Genomic DNA, 19,462 nt, shown 5'->3' on the forward strand with positions numbered 1-19,462 from the left:
CGTCGATCCTCTTCAGGGGGTGGAGGGCCAGCTGGGCGGGTCGACGCGCAGCGCCGTCACCAGCCACCGCACGAACTCGAGGTCCTGCTCGACCAGGTGGAAGTGACCGCCGGGCATCTGCCGCAGCTCGAAGTCCCCCGTCGTGCAGTCCCTCCAGCCACGGGCCTCGTCCGCGTCCACCTCGCGGTCTTCGAGGTTGATCACCGCCGCGATGGGGGTGCGGACCAGGCCGGGCGAGGCCGGGCGGTACGTCTCGATGAGCCGGTAGTCGGCCCGGATGGCGGGCAGCACCAGCTGGCGGATCGCCGGGTCCTCGAAGCGGGCGGCCGAGGCCGCGTTCAGGCCGACCACGTCGGCGATCAGTCCCTCGTCGTCCATCCGGTGCACCGTGTTGGGACGTTGCCGATGGGGGGCGGGATGGGCGGACAGGATCAGCCGGGTGGGGTTCTTGCCGCGCCGCTCCAGCCGCCGGGTGACCTCGTAGGCGACCGCGGCGCCCATACTGTGCCCGAAGACGGCCGTGGGACGGTCGACGGCCGGTGCCAGCGCCGTGGCGAACTGGTCCGCCAGCAGTTCGAGGGTGTCCGGCAGAGCCTCGCCGAGGCGGTCCTCCCGGTCCGGGTACCGGGCGATGACGAGTTCGACCCAGTCCGGGAAGTGCCGCACCCACCGCTGGTAGAAGCTTGCGCCGCCGCCGGCGTGCGGGAAGCACACCAGCCGCAGCCGCGCCGTCGGTCGCGGACGGTAGACGCGGTAGCAGTCGTCGTAGCGGACCGCCGCGCCCTGCCGTGTCGTCAGATCCGTGCCGTTCATATCGCTCCTTCGTCCTGTGGAACCAGTTGTTCGAGCGGCATGTCGTGGACGCTCAGTTGGGCGACGCCCGGATCTCCGGCCAGGGCCTCGCCGGCGCGCGACGCGTCCAGCACGTCGGCGGCGAAGTGCACGCCCGCCGGGACGTGGCCGCGTACCACTTCGTCCACGGCCACCGCCGCCGCGGCGGCGACGAGTTCCGCGGCTCCGCCGGCCCGCAGCACCAGCGAGCGGGTCATCGCCCCGCCGTCTCCGCGCCCGTCGAGCTGGCAGAGCAGGACGACCTGCGGGGTACGGCCCAGCAGGTCGAACTCCGCCGCGCGGCAGAGCCGTTCCGCCGCCGCTGCGAGGCCGTCCTCGGTGAGTCCGGGCAGCCCGCCGAGCACGGCCGACGTCTGCCCGTCGAACAGCACGCTGTACCAGTCGCCGTCGCGAAGGCCGAGCCGCAGCGCGGTCCGGCGTGCCTCCGGCGACAGGTAGGGGTGGACCGTCACCGGGTCGGTGAATCCGGGCAGGGCGCGGTCGGCCGCGCGCCGTACCGCCCCCGAGCGCGGTGCCCCGGAGCGCCAGGCCGCGAACGACTCGTCACCGCCCGCGGCGATGCCCGCGACGAAGTCGTAGGCGCCGGCCCGGCCGATCCGGTCCCGCACCGCGTGGTACACGGTGAGGCGGTCCACCTGCGTGAACCCGTGACCCGCGAGGTAGCGCGGGAGCAGCCCGGTCAGACCGGGGATCATTCCCGCGGAGAGCAGCACGCTACCGCTGTCCACCGCGGACGAGCGGGTCATCCGCTCGTACACGGGGTCGTCACCACCGACGTCGACGTACCGCGCACCGGCCCTGATCGCCGCCACCGCGACGCGGTCCATGAGCAGCCGGGACGGGCCGGCGCAGTTGACCACCACATCGGAAGCGGCGCAGAAGTCACGCAGCGACACCGGGTCGTGGGCATCGGCCTCGACGGCGTGTCCCTCACCCCGCAGCACTCCGGCGACCACGGCCTCGGCCGCCGCCACATCGCGGCCTCCGATGAGCACCTCACCGGCGCCGCGTGCCCGGAGTCTCGCTGCGACCTCCCGGCCGACGGCGCCGGCTCCGCCGAGCAGTCCGATCCTCGGCGTCCGGCTCACCGGTCCCGCCCTTCCAGCAGGGCGGCCAGGGCCGCCATCGCCGACCGCGGCTGCTGCTGGACCGTCCGGAGGCCGACGCAGCCGGCATCGGTCAGCTCCGCGGCCAGTGCCTTGCCCAGCGGATGCGGCACGGCGCCGGTGTCGATCAGACGCACCGGTCCCGGATACGGCTGCGGATCGTGCCCGCGCAGCGCCCGCACCGTCTTGCGGAACAGGTCGAGCCGCGTGCCGATGGGGGTCCGTGTACGCAGCCCGGCGGCGAGGCCCAGCGCCGCCAGCCGCTCGGACGGCCGGCGCGACCGCAGCGGGTGGTCGTCCGGCACCGGTTCGCCCGGTGTGTGACCGAACTCCTCCGGTCCGAGCCCGAGTTCGGCCGCGAGCAGGCTTTCGAGCCACAGCTCGTCCGTCACCTGCTCGTCGACCCGGTAGCCGTCGACCAGTACCACCTCGTCGACCTCGGTCCCCAGGTCGCGCAGGGTCCGGGCGACCTCCAGCGCGAGGACGGCCGCGGCACCGGCTCCGACCACCGTGACGGCGGTGGGGTTCTCCGCGCGCACCAGCCGCGCGTATCCGGTGGCCCGGCGCCGGATCAGCACCTCGTCAGAGGTCCGCGCATAGCCGTCGGAGTGGCCCGCGGACAGCCCGTAGACCTTGCGCCCGGGATCGAGCAGGCCGGACAGCTCGCCGTACCGGTCGAGCTCGCCGGTGCCGTCGTGCACCAGCAGCACGGCGGGCTCGGTCTCGCCGGTGCCCATCCGCCGCAGCGGGGAGACGGTCCTGTCGGCGCCCGTCTCCGGCGGTGCCTCGACCTGGGATTCGAGGAACTCGGCCATCGCGGCCACGGTCGGCGTGGGCAACAGCTGGCGCACCAGGGTGTCGAAGAACATGCCCGCCGCCTGCGGCACGCGCGCCCGCAGCTGCGCGACGAGCTGCGTCGACAGCAGCGAGTTGCCGCCGAGCACGAAGAAGTCGTCGTCGCGCCCCACACGCTCGACCTGGAGGATCTCGGCCCACAGCTCGGCGAGGACGGTCTCCAGCCCTTCGCGGGGCGCTTCACCTCCGGCCGCCGGAGCGCTGCCGGGGATCTCGGCCAGCTCGGCGGTCAGCGCACGCCGGTCGATCTTGCCGTTCTCCGTGACCGGAAGGCCGGGCAGTGTGCGGATCACCGCCGGGCACATGTACTCCGGCAGCAGCTCGCGGAGATGCTCCTCGATCCGCGGTTCACCGGTGGCCGGGGCCGTGGTGCCGTACTCGACGAACGCGACGAGTCGGCGCCGCAGCGCCTCGTCGCCGTCCACGAGGACCACCGCGGCACGCACCGCCGGATGGCCGAGCAGGGCCGCTTCCACTTCAGCGAGCTCCACCCGGTGTCCCCGGATCTTGACCTGATGGTCCTCGCGGCCGAGGAACTCGATCGCGCCGGTGGGCAGATAGCGGCCGAGGTCACCGGTCCGGTACAGCCTGCGGCCGGTCGCCGGGTGGGTGAGGAAGCGTTCGGCGGTGCGCCCCGGGTCGTTGAGATAGCCCAGGGCCAGCCCGTCCCCGCCGATGTAGAGCTCGCCCGCCACCCAGTCGGGGCAGTCCCTGAGCCCCTGGTCGAGGACGTGGAACGTCTGATTGCGCAGCGGGTAGCCGTACGGGATGCTCGGCGCGTCGGGGTCGACGTCACCGATCGGGTAGTGGATCGACCAGATCGACGCCTCGGTGGCGCCGCCCAGTGAGATCAGGCGCAGGCCCGGGATCCGGGCCCGGATCTCGTCGGGGAGGTTCACCGGGATCCAGTCGCCGGACAGCAGGGCCAGGCGCAGCGTGCCGGTGCCGGTGCCGGGACCGGGGTGCGAGTCCAGGTAGTGCCCGAGCATCTGCAGTTGCGCGGGAACCGAGTTCCACACGGTCACTTCGTGGCGTTCGACCAGCTCGGCCCAGTGCCCGGGATCGCCGCGGCGGTCCGGTGCGGGCAGCACCAGTACACCACCGATGCCGAGCGGTCCGAAGATGTCGTACACCGACAGGTCGAAGCTCAGGTTCGCCAGCCCGAGCACACGGTCGGCGGGCGCGATCCCGAAGCGCTCGTTCATGTCCGCGACCGTGTTCGCCGCGGCCTGGTGGGTGATCACCACGCCCTTGGGCATGCCCGTCGAACCCGACGTGTAGATGACGTAGGCCACGTCGCCGGGCCCGGCCCGGCGCTCGGTGGTGTCCGGGAGGCCGGCGTCGGCGGGCAACGTGTCGAGCGCGATGCCCCGCACCTGTTCCGGCAAGGTGTCGTCGGCGCGGGCACCGACGAGGAACCGTGCCTCGGAGTCCCGGAGGATGACATCGCGCCGCGCGGTCGGCTGCCCCATGTCGATCGGCAGGTACACACCGCCGGCCGCGAGGATGCCGAGCACCGCCGCGATCTGGTCGAGTCCCTTGTCCAGGGCGACGGCCACGATGTCGCCCGGCGCGGCGCCCGCCGTGCGCAACGCCGCCTCGACGGCGGTCGCGCGTCCGCAGAGCGCGCGGTAGGTGTGCGCGCCCTCGGCGTCGATGACGGCCGTCCTGTCCGGGTGCCGCCGCGCGGCAGCGAACACCGGCTCGTGCAGCAGGACCGAGGGCAGCTCGCCGGCCGTCGCGTTCACTTCGGCTCGCCGTGCGGCCTGTGCCGCGGGCAGCGGGACGGGCTCGGTGTCGGCCCAGGCCGCCGGCCCGGTGGCCAGGCGCTCCAGCAGCCCCGTGAAGGCTTCGAACATCGCCTCCACCAGGCCGGCCGGGAAGACGTCGTCGCGGACGTTCCAGTTCAGCAGCAGCGCGCCGTTGCGCTCCATGACCTGGCAGTCGATCCAGACCTGGGGCGTCTGGGTGATGCTGAAGCCGACGTCACCGGCGGCCTGCTGTTCGTGCTCGGAACCGCCGATCGCGCTGGTGAACACGACCGGCATGACGGCCTCGTCCCGGCTGCGCCGCCGGACCAGCTCACGGATGGTCTGGATGCCCGAGTAGAGCCGGTGGTCCATGTCGTCGAACAGCTGCTGCCCGAGACGCCGTGCGCGTGCCGCGAACGACTCGCCTTCCCCGGGCTGGACGGCCAGCAGGGTGACGGCGGTGAAGTCGCCGAAGAGCGCGTCCACCTGGGGGTGCAGCGGCAGACGGTTGTGCAGGGTCAGGTTCAGGGTGCACTCGGGACGTCTGCTGAACCGTCCGACGACGTCCGCGAACCCGGCCATGACGGCGCCCGACGCGGTCAGCCCTGCGGCACCGGCGCACTCCCTGAACGCGGCCCAGTCCGCGGCGTCCAGGCTGCCGACGTGCCGGTGGAAGGTCGGCGCGGCGTCGAGCCCGGTCTTGGTGGGCAGTTCCGGTGCGGGCGGGAGGTCGTCGATGCGCTCCAGCCAGTAGTCGCGGTCCCGCTGGTAGCGCGGGGATTCGAGCAGCGCCCGCTCGGCGAGCACATAGTCCCGGTACGTGATGTCGCACGGCGGCAACGCGTACTGCGGGTCCGCCTGCAGCCGGTCCAGCTGGCCCAGGAGGCGCTGGATGCTCGTCCAGTCCGCCATCAGGAAGTCCAGCGACAGGTGCAGGATCGCCCGGTCGGGCGTCTGGGTGACGCGCACCTCGAACAGCGGCCATTCACCGGTCGGATGGATCTTGTGGCCGAGTTCGCGGCGCTCCTCGCACAGCCGCGCCTCGACTGCGTCGACGCTCTCGCCGCGGAGGTCGGCGACGGGGATCCGGTAGTACGGCACCGTGGGCAGCACCTGCTGGTAGCCCTCCTGGTGGACCACCAGCCGCAGCATGTCGTGGTGCTCGATCAGGCTGTTCCATCCCCGCTCCACCCGGGCGGGGTCCAGGGAGGGGTGCTCGACCTCCATGTAGAGGTGGCAGGCGACACCGCCGTACGCGTATCCCTGCTGGCGACCGACCAGGTACGCCGCCTGCACGTCGGTCAGCGGGAACGGCTCGTAGCGGTTCCCGGGGTCCGGGACGACGGTGGGCAGCCGGTCGCCGCGCAGCTGTTCGAGCAGTTCCTCCTTCACGGCACGCATCCGCTCGATGCGGTCGGGCGTCAGGGCACCCTTCGGCGCCCGGTAGCGTAACTGGCCGGCGTCCTCCCACAGTTGCACCCCGGCGGCGGACAATTCGGCGATCAGATCTTCAGCACTCACAGGACACCGTCCTCCATCGAACCGTCGGCCGCTCCGACCGTCTCCAGGCTCGCGTCGATCGACGCGGCGACCGCTGCCACGGTCGGCTCCTGGAACATCTGCCGGAGCACCAGTTCCACGCCGAACCGGGCACGAATGGCCTCGGCGAAGCCCGTGGCGGTGAGGCTGTCACCGCCGAGGGCGAAGAAGTTGTGCGCCCTGCCGATCTCGGGCACGTGCAACAGCTCCGACCACACCTGCGCCACCGTCTCCTCCATCGGGGTCCGCGGCGCCTCACCTCCGTCGCCCCGGTCGGGCTGTTCGGCGAACAGCGCCCCGATGCGGTTGCGGTCGATCTTGCCGTTGGCGCTGAGCGGCAGTGCCGGGAGCATCAACAGCCGTTCGGGCACCATGTGCGCCGGCAGTTGCTCCCGGGCGAGCGCCAGAAGCTCGGGTTCCCTGACGACCGGCAGGTCCGCGGCGGTGCGCGCCACCAGCAGCATGAGCGAGGTGTCGTCCCGCTCGGTGATGGTGACATCGCGGAGCCCGCCCTCGTGGAGGACGTCCGCCCAACCCGACTTGTCGAGCAGCGGCCCGGCGGAGCCCGCCCGTCCTCCGGCGCGAACGCGTTCCGGGCTGGGCGAGAACCCGTGCTCGATGAGACCGGCGGTCAGCAGACCGATGGGCGCCAGTTCCGCGTGTTCCAGGCCGATCAGGATGCCGCCGGGGACGAGCAGCTGGCGTGCCTCGGCCGCGCCCGCGACCGGGTCGGCGTACCGGTGCAGCGAGTTGTTCGCCAGTACGAGGTCGAAGGCGTGCCGCGCCTCGGACGGCAGGACGCCGTCGCGCACCACGCGGAAGGCCGTGTGGTGCGGAAGGTCCGCGAGACGTTCCTCGGCCGACTCCAGCAGCCGCGGTGCCGCGTCGAACAGGGTGAGCTCGATGTCTCCGGGTGCGACCGTCTCCAGCAGTCGCCGGGCGGCGGCGCCCGAGCGGGCGCCCAGTTCGGCGACCCGTACGGGGCAGCCGAGTTCGGCCGCGAGGGCGCCGATGGCATCCGCCGCACCGCGCAGCGCGCTCTCGGTGTCAGGCCGGTGGGTGACCGTCGCCTCCGGTGACATCACCGGGTCCTCGACCAGGACCAGCGGATCGCGTTCGCCGCGCAGGATGCCGGTGAGCGTCCCGGTCATGTCGGCGAGGCGGTCGGCGATGGTGCGCACCGCGCCGGTGGCCCGTTCCAGGTCGGCCTGCCACGTCCGCGGATCGAGGGCGGTCTGCCAGCGCTCACCGGCTGCGTACGCGTCACGCTCGCCGGCCAGTACCTCTCGCGTGACGAGCCAGTCCAGCCAGAGCCGCAGTGCGCCCCGCATGTCGTCGGCGGTGCCGAGAGTGCGAGCCACCTCGCCGAGGGACGCCGGGCTGTCGGTGATTCCCGCGCTGATCACGCCCGCCATCCAGGACTCGATCAGGGCCGCCTCCACTTCCGCGGAATCGGCGGCGGTTCCCGTGGTGATCTCCACCGTGGGTGTCGCGGCGGTCAGGACACCGGGCGTGGCGGTTGCCCCGGTGGCGTCGGGGACGACGGCGGCGACGAGTTTCTGCTGGTTGCCGGTGCCGGTGGTCATGACGACGGCGCGGCCGATGTGCGGGTGGGCCTCCAGCACCGACTCGATCTCACCCAGCTCGATCCGGAAGCCCCGGACCTTGACCTGGTGGTCGGCTCGGCCGAGGAACTCCAGGGTGCCGTCGGCCCAGAACCGGCCGAGGTCGCCGGTGCGGTACCAGCGTTCTCCGTCCCGCTGGACGAACTTCTCCCCGGTCTTGGCCGGATCGCCGCGGTATCCCTCGGCGACGCCCGCACCGCCGATCCACAGCTCGCCGGGGACCCAGTCGGGGCAGTCGCGGCCGGCCTGGTCCACGACGCGGTAGCGCTGGTTCCGCAGGGCGAATCCGTAGGGGATCGATCGCCAGTCCTCGGGGACGCGATCGACCTCGATCGCGTTGGACCAGATCGCTGCTTCCGTGGCACCGCCCATGGCGATGAACCGGCCGTCGGGACAGCGTTCCTTGAAGCGGCCGGGCAGGTCGAGCCCGACCCAGTCGCCGGAGACCAGGACCAGCCTCAGCCGGTCGTCGAGTGCGCGTGCCTCGGCGACGGAGACGTACATGTCGAACAGGGCCGGGACGCTGTTCCAGACCGTCACCTCATGGCGACGGCACAGCTCGACCCAGCGCTGGGCTTCCCGCCGGTCGCCTTCCTCGATGAGCACCAGCGCGCCGCCGACGGCCAGAAGTCCGAACATGTCGTAGACCGACAGGTCGAAGTCGGCGGCGGACACGGCCAGTACCCGGTCGTCGGCTCCGACGCAGAAGCGCTCATTGACGTCCTCGACGGTGTTGACCGCCGCCCGGTGCGAGACCTCCACGCCCTTGGGCCGGCCCGTCGACCCCGACGTGAAGATCACATACGCCGTGTCGGACACCTGGCGGGCCACCGGCGCCGACAGGGCGTCCGGCGTGGAGCTCAGCTCTCCCAGTTCCAGGACCTGCACGCCGGACGGCCAGGAGCCGCCGGCCTCGTCGACGACCGCGAACCGCGCGTCGGCGGCCTCGAGTATCAGCGACCGGCGGGCCGCCGGCTGGTCCACGCCGACCGGCACGTACACGCCGCCCGAGGCCAGCACACCCAGGATCGCGGCGACCTGGCCCGGTCCCTTCGGTACCGTCACCGCGACCGCGTCGCCGGGCTCGACACCGTGCGCCGTCAGCCCGCCTGCGATCCGCAGCGCCCGTTCGGCGAGCTCGCCGTAGGACAGTTCGCCGTCCTCACCCCACAGCAGAGCAGCCCGGCCGGGTTCCGTGGACGCACGCTGGAAGAACCCCTGGTGCAGCAAACGGCCACTCTCCGGGGCACCGGTCTCACTCACCCGCGCACGCACGGAGAGCTGTCCGGCCGGCAGCCTCACCGGAGCGGCCTGCGACCAGTCACCCTCGGCCAGCCACTCCAGCAGCCCGCAATACGCCTCGAACATCCCCTCCACCACAGCCTCGGGGAACAGCCCCTCCACGAAATCCCAGTTCAGATAGACACCGTCGGGGTGTTCACGGACCTGGTGGTCGAGCCACACCTGCGGAGTCTGGGAGATGCCCCAGCAGACCTCCGCGTGCTTGTCGGGACCCGGGTCGGCCAGCCCCTCGACGATGCCCAGCGCGCTGGTGAAGACCAGCGGCATGCTCACCTCCGCCGTACCGGCCCGACGAGCCATCTCCCGTAGCACCCAGGTGGCCGGCACGGCCTGGTGGTCGAGGTCCTGCCACATCTGCTCCTGCAGAGCGCGGGCCCTGTCCAGCAGTCCGGAGCCGGGCTCGGGCCGGTAGGAGACCAGCAGCAGCGAGGTGAAGTCGCCGAGGATGTTGTTGATGTCGGGGTGGACCTCACGGCGCTGGAAGGTGGTCAGCACGAACGTCATGTCGGGGCGGGTGCTCCAGGCACCGAGGACCTCCGCGTAGCAGGTCAACAGCAGCGCTGACGGGGTCAGCCCGTACTGACGGGCCCGCTCGGTGATGCGTGCCCACTCTTCGGCGTCCAGCCACTTGTCGTTGCGCGCGAACCGGGGCCGCTCGATGTGCATCGGGTCGGTGGCCAGCGGCAGCTGCGGGGCGGGCGGCAGGTCGTCCAGGCGGGACAGCCAGTACTCCCGGGCCGCGTCGATCTCGGCCTCGGGGAATTGCGCGTTCAGCTGGTAGTCGCGGAACGACACCCCGACCGGGCGCAGCGTCGTTTCCGGGTCCTGGTACAGCTGTTCCAGCTCCGTCATGAGGATCAGCACGCTCAGCGCGTCGAGGATCAGGTTGTCCAGACCCACACCGATGCGCGTCCGCTGCCCGTACCGCACCGCGCGCACGTCGAACAGGGGCCAGGCGGTGGGGTCGAAGACGCGGTGCGACATGGTGCTGCGCAGCTGGTCGAGCTCCTGGTCACCATCGGTCGCCGCGTCCTGGACGGTGATGGTGAACCTGGGCACGGACGGCTGGATCCGCTGCATGCCCTGGTCGTCGAAGACGGCTCGGAGGATCTCGTGCCGTTCGATGAGGGTGTTCCAGGCGCGCTCCAGCCTGTCGAGGTCGACGTCGGTGCCGTCGAACTCGGTGTAGAAGTGGCAGCCGACGCCGCCCAGGGTGAACTCCGGGCGGCGGCCGAACCAGTAAGCGCGCTGGACGTCGGTGGCCGGGAAGGGCTCGTGCCTGGCCGCCTCGTCGGCCTCGAACCGCACGACGGCCGCGCCGGATTCCCCGGACCGGAGCAGTGCGGCGAAGTCGGCGAGCACGGGGTGGGCGAACAGCAGTCGCAGTTCCGCGCCGGCGATGCCCTCGGACATCAGGCCGGCGATCATCCGGGTGCCGATGAGGCTGTCACCGCCGCAGTGGAAGAAGTTGTCCGTACGGTGCACCTGTTCCAGGGACAGCAGCTCGGTCCAGAGCCGGGCGACCGCTTCCTCCATCGGTCCACGGGGAGGTTCCGCGGCGGCCGCGGCGGCTCCCTGCTCGGCCGGTCCGGCGAGTTCGGCAACGACCCTCGCGCGGTCCACCTTGCCGTTCGCCGTCAACGGCAGGTCCGCGGTGACGACGAGCCGCTCCGGCACCATGTGACCGGGCAACCTGTCACCGGTCCAGTCGCGCACCGCCCCGACGTCCACCGCCTCGCCCTCGGGGTGGGTGACGACGGCGGCGACGATCCTCTGCTGCGTTCCCGTACCGACAGCGGCGACGACGGCACGGCCGATGTGCGGATGAGCCTCCAGCACCGATTCGATCTCACCCAGCTCGATCCGGAAACCCCGGACCTTCACCTGATGATCGGCCCGCCCCAGGAACTCCAGCGTGCCATCCGACCAGAACCGCCCCAGGTCACCCGTCCGGTACCACCGCTCACCGTCCCGGACCAGGAACTTCTCCGCCGTCTTCGCCGCATCACCGCGATACCCGTCGGCGACGCCCACCCCACCGATCCACAACTCACCGGGCACCCAGTCCGGGCAGTCCCGACCCACCTGGTCCACCACCCGGTACCGCTGATTGCGCAGCGCGAACCCGTACGGAATCGAACGCCACTCCGGCGGCACCCGCTCGACCTCAAGCGCGTTCGACCAGATCGCCGCCTCCGTCGCACCACCCATCGCGACGAACCGGCCCTCGGGACATCGCGCCCGGAAACGACCCGGCAGATCCAGACCGACCCAGTCACCCGAAACCAGTACCAACCGCAACCGGTCGTCCAGCCCCCGCGCCTCCGCCACCGACACGTACATGTCGAACAACGCCGGCACGCTGTTCCACACCGTCACCCCATGACGACGGCACAACTCCACCCACCGCTGCGCCTCACGCCGATCACCCTCCTCGATCAGCACCAACGCACCGCCCACCGCCAGCAACCCGAACATGTCGTACACCGACAGATCGAAATCAGCCGCCGACACCGCCAGAACCCGGTCCTCAGCACCCACACCGAAACGCTCGTTGATGTCCTCGACCGTGTTCACCGCCGCCCGGTGCGACACCTCCACACCCTTGGGCCGGCCCGTCGACCCCGACGTGAAGATCACATACGCCGAATCCGATACCTGGCGAGCCACCGGCACCGACAGACCGGCAGACCCCACCAACTCCCCGTACTCCCACACCCTCACACCCGACGGCCACTCCCCCACCGCCCCGTCCACCACCGCGTGACGAACACCCGCAGCCTCTAGCATCAACGCGCGACGCACCGCGGGCTGATCCACGCCCACCGGCACATACACACCACCGGCCGCCAGCACACCCAAGATCGCGGCAACCTGCTCCGGACCCTTCCCCACCGTCACCGCGACCGCATCACCCGGCAACACCCCACCGGCGACCAAGCCACCAGCCACCCGCAACGCCCGGCCGGCAAGCTCCCCGTACGACAGCTCACCGTCCTCACCCCACACCAGAGCAGCCCGACCAGGCTCCACACCAGCCCGCTCGAAGAACCCCTCATGCAGCAGACGACCGCTCTCCGGCGCACCCGTCTCCCCCACCCGGGCACGCACCGCCCGCTGCCCCGCCGGCAGACCCACCGGAGCCGCAACGGACCAGTCACCCTCGACCAGCCACTCCAACACCCCGCAATACGCCTCGAACATCCCCTCCACCACGCCCTCGGGGAACAACCCGTCCACAAAGTCCCAGTTCAGGTAGACACCGCTCTCCATGTCCATGAGCTGGTGGTCGAGCCACACCTGCGGAGTCTGCGTGATCGAGTACCCGAGTTCACCGAAGGATCGGCGGAAGCGCCCGCTGAGCAGCTCTCCGCCGCCGGCGTTGCTGGCGAACACGACCGGGGCGGTCTGTGCCTCCAGGTCCGTGTGGCGTGAGATGTCGCGGAGAACCTCGACAGCGGAGTAGGCGCTGTGGGAAATGTCGGTCTGGAACCGCTGCTGCACCGCGCGGACGCGGTCGAGGAAGGAATCACCGGTCAGATCGACGTCGAGCAGCACCAGATTGGTGAAGTCGGCGATCATGCCGGCGACGTCGTCGTGCAGGGCGACCCGGTCGAACAGCGGCAGGTTCAGCAGCAGCCGCGACTGACCGCTCCACCGTCCGAGGATCTCGGCGTAGGCCGTGGCCAGCACCATGGCAGGGGTGACCTGGTTGCGCCGGGACAGCTGCACCAGGCGCTCGAAGCCCTCGGGTTCCAGCCGGTGCTCCAGGCGCCGGAAGACCGGCCGCTCGATCAGTGCCGGGTCCTGGGCGAGCGGCAGCCGCGGCGCGGAGGGCAGGTCGGCCAGGCGCGACAGCCAGTACTCGCGGTCGCGGACGTACGCCGCGCTGCGGGAGCGCCCCAGGTCCGCGCGGTACTGCGGGAAGCTGTAGGTCAGGGGCTTCAGTGCCGCGGCGCCGCCGGTGTAGCAGGTGGCGAGGTCGTCGAGGAAGACGTTGAAGCTGAGGACGTCGGCGACCAGCAGATCCAGCTCGATGTGCAGGCGCGTCCGGCCGCCGGGCAGCAGTGACAGCCGGACGTCGAACACCTCGCCCTGCTCCACGGCCAGCCTGCGGTGCGACAGTTGGGCGCGGATCCGCGTCAGCTCGCGCTCCGTCGCGGCCTCGTCGAGGTCACGCAGGTCGTGCCGGGGCAGCCCGGTCCATGCCGCCTTCGGCATGATCTGCTGGGTACCGTCGTCAAGGAAGCGTGCCCTCAGCATCGGATGGCGTTCCGTCAGCGCGGACACCGCCCGCTCCAGACCGTCCGCGTCCACGCCGGCCCCGTCGACCTCGAGATAGATGTGGCAGCCCACGCCGCCGAGCACCTGGCCGTCGGTGCGCCCCACCCAGTAGGCGTGCTGGACCGGGCTCAGCTCGAACGGTGCGTCGAGGTCGACATCCACCGCTCTGCCGTGTGTGGTACCGGTGGCGGTGCACTCGCTCAGGAGGTCCCACCACTCCGCGATCGTGGCATGGGCGAACAGTTCGCCGACGGTTATGTCGAGCCCTTCGCGGTTCCACAGACTGACAACGCGCATGACGCCGATCGAATCGATTCCGTACTCGATCAGATTCTCATGCTCATCGAGGTCTTCGGGGTTCTCCTCCAGCAGGGCGGCAACGAGCGACATCAACTCGCTCTTGCTTGCCGGAATACGCTGGCCAGCGCCGCCGAAACCGGAAGGACTCGGGTCTGCCATGGCGTTCTCCAGTATGTGAGAAGTCGGGTACCAATAACTGCCACGAAAACATTGCAGGCCGCCGGACGGACCCGGAGCGGGGCCGGTCCGGCGGACCGGTCCTACCGGAAGAGGCGCCTGATGTGCTCGGGCGCCTCCGCCCTGCCCCACGCCACGACCTGCTCCATGACGTCGGGTGTGGCGTCGAAGAAGCGGTTGTCGGGGTTGCTCAGATCGAGGGGCGTCGGGATGGCTTCCGTGTCCCGTACCCGGGCGAGGATCTGCTCGGCGGCGTCCGCGGGCGTCACCTCACCGTCCTCGACGCGCCGGCAGAGCTCCCTCGTGAAGGTGAGCAGGCGGACGAGGCCCCGGCCGACGGGCGCGGGCAGCCCCGGCGGATCCGACTTCTCCAGATCCCTCAGGGGCCCGTCGTCCTTGGTCTCCAGGAGCAGTCGGTGGGCACGCTCCAGGGCCAGCGACGGCAGGAAGCTGATCGACTTCCATACCTGGCAGACCGCGTTCCACAGGGCGTAGTCGCGGAATCCGACGAAGGAGCTGTAGACCAGGTCGTCGTGGATGTCGAACAGGCCCTGCTGAAGCGCGTCGATGTAGGCGAACCGCCCGGTCGACCAGTCGCCGTCGCGGGACGCCTCGATGAGCCGCCACGCCAGGGCGTTGACGACCTCGAAGGTGTTGTTCAGGCCTCGCGAGTAGAGCGCGTCGATGAACCCCGCCGCGTGCGCGGTCAGGCAGTACCGCTCACCGACCGTCCGCGTCGCGGAGTACTGCAGCCGTCCGGTGCTGACCCACGGGCGCACCGCCCGGGCACCGTCGAACTGTTCCGCGATCTGCGGGTACCGCGCCAGGAACGCGTCGAACTCCTCCTGCGGGGAGCGGTCGTCCTTCGGGAAGACCCTCTCGTCCACCGTCAGCCCGACGCTGCACAGCGTGCCGACGGCGCCCTCGTGGTTGTCGAAGGGGATCACCCACAGCCAGCCGCCGTCGAAGACGTGGTGCAGGGTGCCGGCGTGCCACGGGCTGGGCTGGTCGTGCCTCTTCGCTCCCTCGCAGTCGTCGAACGGCTTCACGCCCACCATGTGGGTGAACAGACTGCGCGAGTGGTGCCGCGCCCGCGTGGGCTCCTCGCGCAGGCCGAACTTGTCGGCCACCGGCGAGCGGAATCCGCTGCCGTCCACCAGGTACTCGGCGTGGAACTCCTCCCCTCGGTCCGATCGCAGCACGACTCCGTCGGGTCCGGTCTCGATGTCCTGGATGCGGGTGCCCAGGCTCGCGTCGGCGCCGTAGGAGACGGCGACGTTGAACAGGTAGGCGTCCGTGTCCTGACGGAAGAGGTGGCTCTCGGTGCTGTGCCAGCTGGGGATCTTCAACTGGTTGATCTGCTCGGGGTCCTGGGGCTTGCCCTCCTGGTGGTACACGAACCCGAAGTTCTGCTTGCGGCCGCTCAGGGGGGAGATCTTCGTCTGGATGCCGCGGAAGCTGGCGAGCGAACCGATCTCGGGCACCTGGTAGCGGTCCGCGATGACCTTGATCATGGTCGAGGTGTACGGGATGGTCGATTCGCCCACCGCGAAGCGCGGGTGCGTGCCCGCGTCGATGACCAGCACCTTGACACCGTGTCGCGCCAGCACCGCGGCAAGCGTCCCACCCGCCATGCCCGCACCGAGGATGGCGACGTCATAGCGCATCGCGTCCCGCTGTCCGTTGTCCGTCGTGTTCACAGTTCGCCTTTCGGAGCAGTACGTGGCCGGTGTCCTGGTAGGGGGCTTCGGAGTTCCCGCCCGATCGCGTCCCGCGGCACCGGGAGCCGGGCACGGCTGTGCGGCAGGTGGACGTTTGCGGGGTTCGTGCGGACCGACGGCGAACGCCGGTCGGATGCCGAGGCGTTGATGCGTCCGTCAGTGGCCCTTCATCCGTGGGCGGGTCGGCGGAGGGTCGTCACGACAGGCATCAGCGCGCTTCCTGGAGAGCGCGCAACGCTCCGCGGAAGAAGACCAGCGGTTGCTCAAACCGCGTCGGCATTCCCATGTCCACCACCTCACTGACGAAGATGGTGTGGTCTCCGACCTCGGTCGCGCTGACCACGCGACAGGAGAGGAATCCCAGCGCGTCGTCGAGGACGGGTGTCCCCGTCGCGGAGGGGCGGTGCGCCACGTCCCGCAGCGACGCCGTCGCCTTGGCGGCGAACTTCCGTGCGAGCACTTCCTGTTGCGCCGAGAGGAAGTTGACCACGTACGCGCCGGTCCCCTCGACGACCGGGCGCAGTCGGGAGTCGTTGTGCAGGCAGATCAGCACCAGCGGCGGATCGAGGGAGACCGACGTGAAGGAGTTGACCGTGGTCCCGGCCGCCTGGGTACCGCTTCCACTGGTGATCACCGTGACGCCGGTCACGAAGTGGCCGCAGACACGGCGGAGCATCGCCGTGTCGACGGGTCTGGGCTGGTTCGGCTGCTGAGCGTCCGGCTGCATCGGCCACATGGCCTCTCGGGGCAGGGAGGGCGTCCGACGCCTTCCTCGACGGGATGTGCGCACCATCTGGTCCTGCGAGGTGGAATTCCCCGGCTGAAGCCGCCCCCTTGTCCTGTGGTCTTCGCGCAGGCCGACCAGCCGCCCGATCCTTCTCGGCCGGCTTCTCTCGCCGTTTCCAGGATCGGAAGGGAGAATTCGACGACATGCACTCGGTGAGATTGATGCTGCCGCCCTGTGGCCGTCCCGCCACAGGATGGCTCGCACCGAACATAGCCACGCGACCTCAGGGCTGTCATCAATTCGATGACCACTCGGAGTCAATTGGTGAGAGAGGCAGAAAGCGCCGTGAAGAACACACGGGCGGGTGAGGAATTCACATGCGCCTGGCTTGTCGGAAGTCAGCACCCGGTGTGCCGGCCGGGAAGGGAGCCGAGGCCCTCGCGGCGAGGGCCTCGGACGGTGGAGCCCCCTCCCCCTGTGTGCCGCGACGCGTCAGCCTCGCCGTCCGCGCCACGCGGAGACCACGTCGAGTGCCTGCCGGCGATTGAGTCGTGGGTCGCACAGCGTCGTGTACGTCCCGTCCGGGCGCCCCAGCTCCTCCAGCCCGGACGCCTCCGGCACACACTCGGCCACGGGATGCGGCGTCGCCTCCAGATGCAGTCCTCCCGCGACTCCCTTCGCCGCGACGACGGCGTCCTGGAAGCGGACGACCTCTCTTACGATCTCGTCGACGCGGCGGGTCTTCAGCCCTCCCGGTCCGGTCACGGTGTTCCCGTGCATCGGGTCCGACAACCAGCTGACCGGGTGTCCCGCGGCCCGTACGGCGGACACCAGTCCCGGCAGCCGTTCGGCCACGGCCCCGGCGCCCATCCGCGCGATCAGCGTCAGCCTGCCGGGTATCCGGTCCGGGTCCAGCACGGCGCACAGGCGCACCAGGTCGTCCGCGGAGCAGGACGGGCCGACCTTGCAGGAGACGGGGTTGTCCACGGACGCCAGCAGCCGCACGTGCGCTCCGTCGGGCTGCCGGGTGCGCTCGCCGATCCACGGCCAGTGCGTCGAGGTGAGCAGCAGCCCGCCGTCGATGCCGCGGCGCACCAGGGGGAGTTCGTAGTCCAGGACGAGTGCCTCGTGGCTGGTCCAGGTACGTGCCTCCGGCGCCCCTGCGACCCCGCCGCCGCGGAGCCGCAGGGCGGCCATGGCCATGGCCGCGGCGTCGTAGCACGCCACCATGCGCAACGGCTCCGGGCGGCGGGCGAGCACGTCGGGCTCGGGAGCGTTGACCAGGTGGCCGCGGTAGACGGGCAGTCGCCCGTCTGCGTGTTCCATGGGCCGGGAGCGGGGCTTGGCGAACTGGCCTGCGATTCGGCCGACGCGCAGGACGGGCGCGCGGGAGCGGGCGCGCATCGCCTCGGCGAGCTCGTCGAGCAGGTCCGCCTTGCGCAAGACCGGTCCGGCGGCGCACTCCGCCGGGTCTTCCGCGCAGTCGCCGGCCTGCATCACCAGATAGCGGCCGTGTGCGACCTCGGCCAACAGGGCGCGCAACGTGTCCACTTCGTCCCTGGTGACCAGCGCCGGCCTGGTCGCGAGGGTGTCACGCACCGAGGCGAGGCGGGGGCTTCCGGTCCAGTCGGGCTGCTGTTCGGCGGGCAGCGCGCGCCGGCGTCGCATGTCGTCCGGGGAAAGGGCGGCGCCCTCGTCCCCGCCGAGCAGCAGGGCGCCACTGTCCGGGGCATGCCTCTTCCTCGGACGGGAGGACGTCGCCGTCATGCGTGCGCCTCTCCCGCCATCGCCGCGGAGGCGACACCCACGGGCTCGGCGGCCGGTACCAGGAAGCGCCCGATGCTGCCCATCTTCTCGCAGGTCTCCTCCAGTTCCCGCTCGGGACGGGAGCTCCCCACGATGCCCGCACCCGCGCGCAGCCACGTGCGTCCGTCCTGCCGGTAGACGCTGCGCAGCACCAGGGCGGCGTCCATGGCCCCGTTCTGGTCCAAGGTCAGGACGGCTCCGCTGTAGAGCCCCCGCACGTCGGACTCGTGGCGGCGGATGCTGTCGTACGCGGCCTCCTTGGGCACCCCCGATGCGGTGACGGCGGGAAAGACCGCGCTGAAGGCGTCCCATGCGCCACGGTCGGTGTCGAGCTGCCCGCTCACCCGGGAGGCCAGGTGCTGCACGGTGCCGCGCTCCTTCACGACCATGAACTCCTCCACGTCGACGCTGCCGGGGGCGCACACGTCGAGCAGTTCGTCGTACGCGACCTTCACGGAGATCGCGTGCTCGTATATCTCCTTGGGGTCGGTGAGGAGCTCCTCGCGCAGGCGCTCGTTCTCGGCCGGGTCGCCGGTCAACGCCCGGGTCCCCGCAAGGGGTTGGCTGACCACGCGTCCGTCGGAACCGACCTGGGCGACGATCTCCGGGCTGAAGCCGGTCGCCTCGATGCCGCCGAGGCGGAGGAGGAAGGAACGTGCGGGGCTGTTGCCACGCCGGCCCGCCAGGTACGTCCCGACGAAGTCGACCTCGAAGTCGACCGGCACCACCCGGGAGAAGATCACCTTCTGGAGGCGCCGGTCCTGTATCGCCTCGACCGCGGCACCCACCGACCGGCGGTAGGCGTCCGCTCCGGCCTGTCGCACGTCCACCGGGTTCGGTTCGGACCGCAGCTCGTCGTTCTCCTTCATCAGGGCTTCCAGCGCGGCCGTCAGCGTGGCCTGGTCCGCGGAGCGCAGATGAGCCTCGCCCTCCTCGATCCTGATTTCGGTGTGGGGTATGACGAGGTGAAGAAGGCGCTGGTCACCGATGTGCCGCGCGTCTCCGTCCTTGGCGTACGACAGCTCGAACGCCGCCCAGCCGTAGGCGCGCCAGTCCTTGATCCGTACGGCGTCGAGAAGGTCCTGCACCTGTTTCAGTGGACAGCCGTCCCACGGCAGCATCACTTCTTCCTGCTGGCACAGCCGTGCGCCGGTGCGGTCCAGGGTGATCTCGGCGAAGGAGCCGCCCGCGTAGGACCACGTACCGCTGTTCTCGTACACCACGTAGTCCGCGTGCAGGCCGGACGAGGCCAGGCGGGCGACGGCGGTCATGGGGTCCGAGACCAGCCTCAGCCGCGTCTCGAAGTAGTGCCTGGGGAACTGGTTCATCGCGAAGGTCCTTTTCCTCGACAGTCAGAAGCCAAATGCGAAGCGGGAGTTCACCGCGGGCCGACTGGCGGAACCGCGGGCGGGAGGCA

Annotated in this window: 8 protein-coding genes; all 8 read right to left on the bottom strand. The window is 70.9% G+C overall.

Features of this window, described 5'->3' with window-relative positions; genetic code table 11:
* Positions 1-12 precede the first annotated feature (12 nt).
* Positions 13-813 carry a thioesterase II family protein gene (locus ACFY04_RS37885; RefSeq protein ID WP_389124417.1) on the bottom strand — a complete coding sequence of 267 codons (801 nt, stop codon included), beginning with the start codon at positions 811-813 and terminating at the stop codon, positions 13-15.
* On the bottom strand, positions 810-1,940 hold the full coding sequence (locus ACFY04_RS37890; RefSeq protein WP_389124419.1) for a saccharopine dehydrogenase NADP-binding domain-containing protein: 1,131 nt from the start codon (positions 1,938-1,940) through the stop codon (positions 810-812). Before ACFY04_RS37890 ends, ACFY04_RS37885 begins: the two co-directional genes overlap by 4 nt.
* Positions 1,937-6,085 (bottom strand): amino acid adenylation domain-containing protein, encoded by a 4,149-nt coding sequence (locus ACFY04_RS37895; RefSeq protein WP_389124421.1) that lies wholly within the window; start codon positions 6,083-6,085, stop codon positions 1,937-1,939. Before ACFY04_RS37895 ends, ACFY04_RS37890 begins: the two co-directional genes overlap by 4 nt.
* The gene (locus ACFY04_RS37900; protein ID WP_389124424.1) at positions 6,082-13,704 is read right to left on the bottom strand and encodes an amino acid adenylation domain-containing protein; all 7,623 of its coding nucleotides are present in this window, start codon (positions 13,702-13,704) and stop codon (positions 6,082-6,084) included. The genes ACFY04_RS37895 and ACFY04_RS37900 overlap by 4 nt, the downstream gene beginning before the upstream one ends.
* 170 nt (positions 13,705-13,874) lie before the next feature.
* Positions 13,875-15,491, bottom strand: a complete 1,617-nt coding sequence (locus ACFY04_RS37905) for an NAD(P)/FAD-dependent oxidoreductase (protein ID WP_389124425.1) — start codon at positions 15,489-15,491, stop codon at positions 13,875-13,877.
* A gap of 229 nt (positions 15,492-15,720) precedes the next feature.
* A complete protein-coding gene (locus ACFY04_RS37910; protein WP_389124426.1) occupies positions 15,721-16,239 on the bottom strand; it encodes a flavin reductase family protein in 519 nt (172 codons plus the stop codon).
* A 492-nt stretch (positions 16,240-16,731) separates the two neighbouring features.
* Complete coding sequence (locus ACFY04_RS37915; RefSeq protein WP_389124576.1) at positions 16,732-17,907, bottom strand: 3-deoxy-7-phosphoheptulonate synthase; 1,176 nt, start codon at positions 17,905-17,907, stop codon at positions 16,732-16,734.
* Between the two features lie 95 nt (positions 17,908-18,002).
* Entirely contained in the window at positions 18,003-19,373 is a 1,371-nt protein-coding gene (locus ACFY04_RS37920; RefSeq protein ID WP_389124428.1) for a salicylate synthase, read from the bottom strand.
* Positions 19,374-19,462: the final 89 nt, after the last annotated feature.

It is taken from the genome of Streptomyces sp. NPDC001549 (assembly GCF_042894025.1).
Lineage (GTDB): Bacteria > Actinomycetota > Actinomycetes > Streptomycetales > Streptomycetaceae > Streptomyces > Streptomyces kutzneri.

Coding starts and splice junctions, on each gene's coding strand:
- ACFY04_RS37885 (WP_389124417.1), bottom strand. CDS start 813: ATGAACGGCACGGATCTGACGACACGGCAGGGCGCGGCGGTCCGCTAC.
- ACFY04_RS37900 (WP_389124424.1), bottom strand. CDS start 13,704: ATGTCGCTCGTTGCCGCCCTGCTGGAGGAGAACCCCGAAGACCTCGAT.
- ACFY04_RS37910 (WP_389124426.1), bottom strand. CDS start 16,239: ATGCAGCCGGACGCTCAGCAGCCGAACCAGCCCAGACCCGTCGACACG.
- ACFY04_RS37915 (WP_389124576.1), bottom strand. CDS start 17,907: ATGCGACGCCGGCGCGCGCTGCCCGCCGAACAGCAGCCCGACTGGACC.
- ACFY04_RS37920 (WP_389124428.1), bottom strand. CDS start 19,373: ATGAACCAGTTCCCCAGGCACTACTTCGAGACGCGGCTGAGGCTGGTC.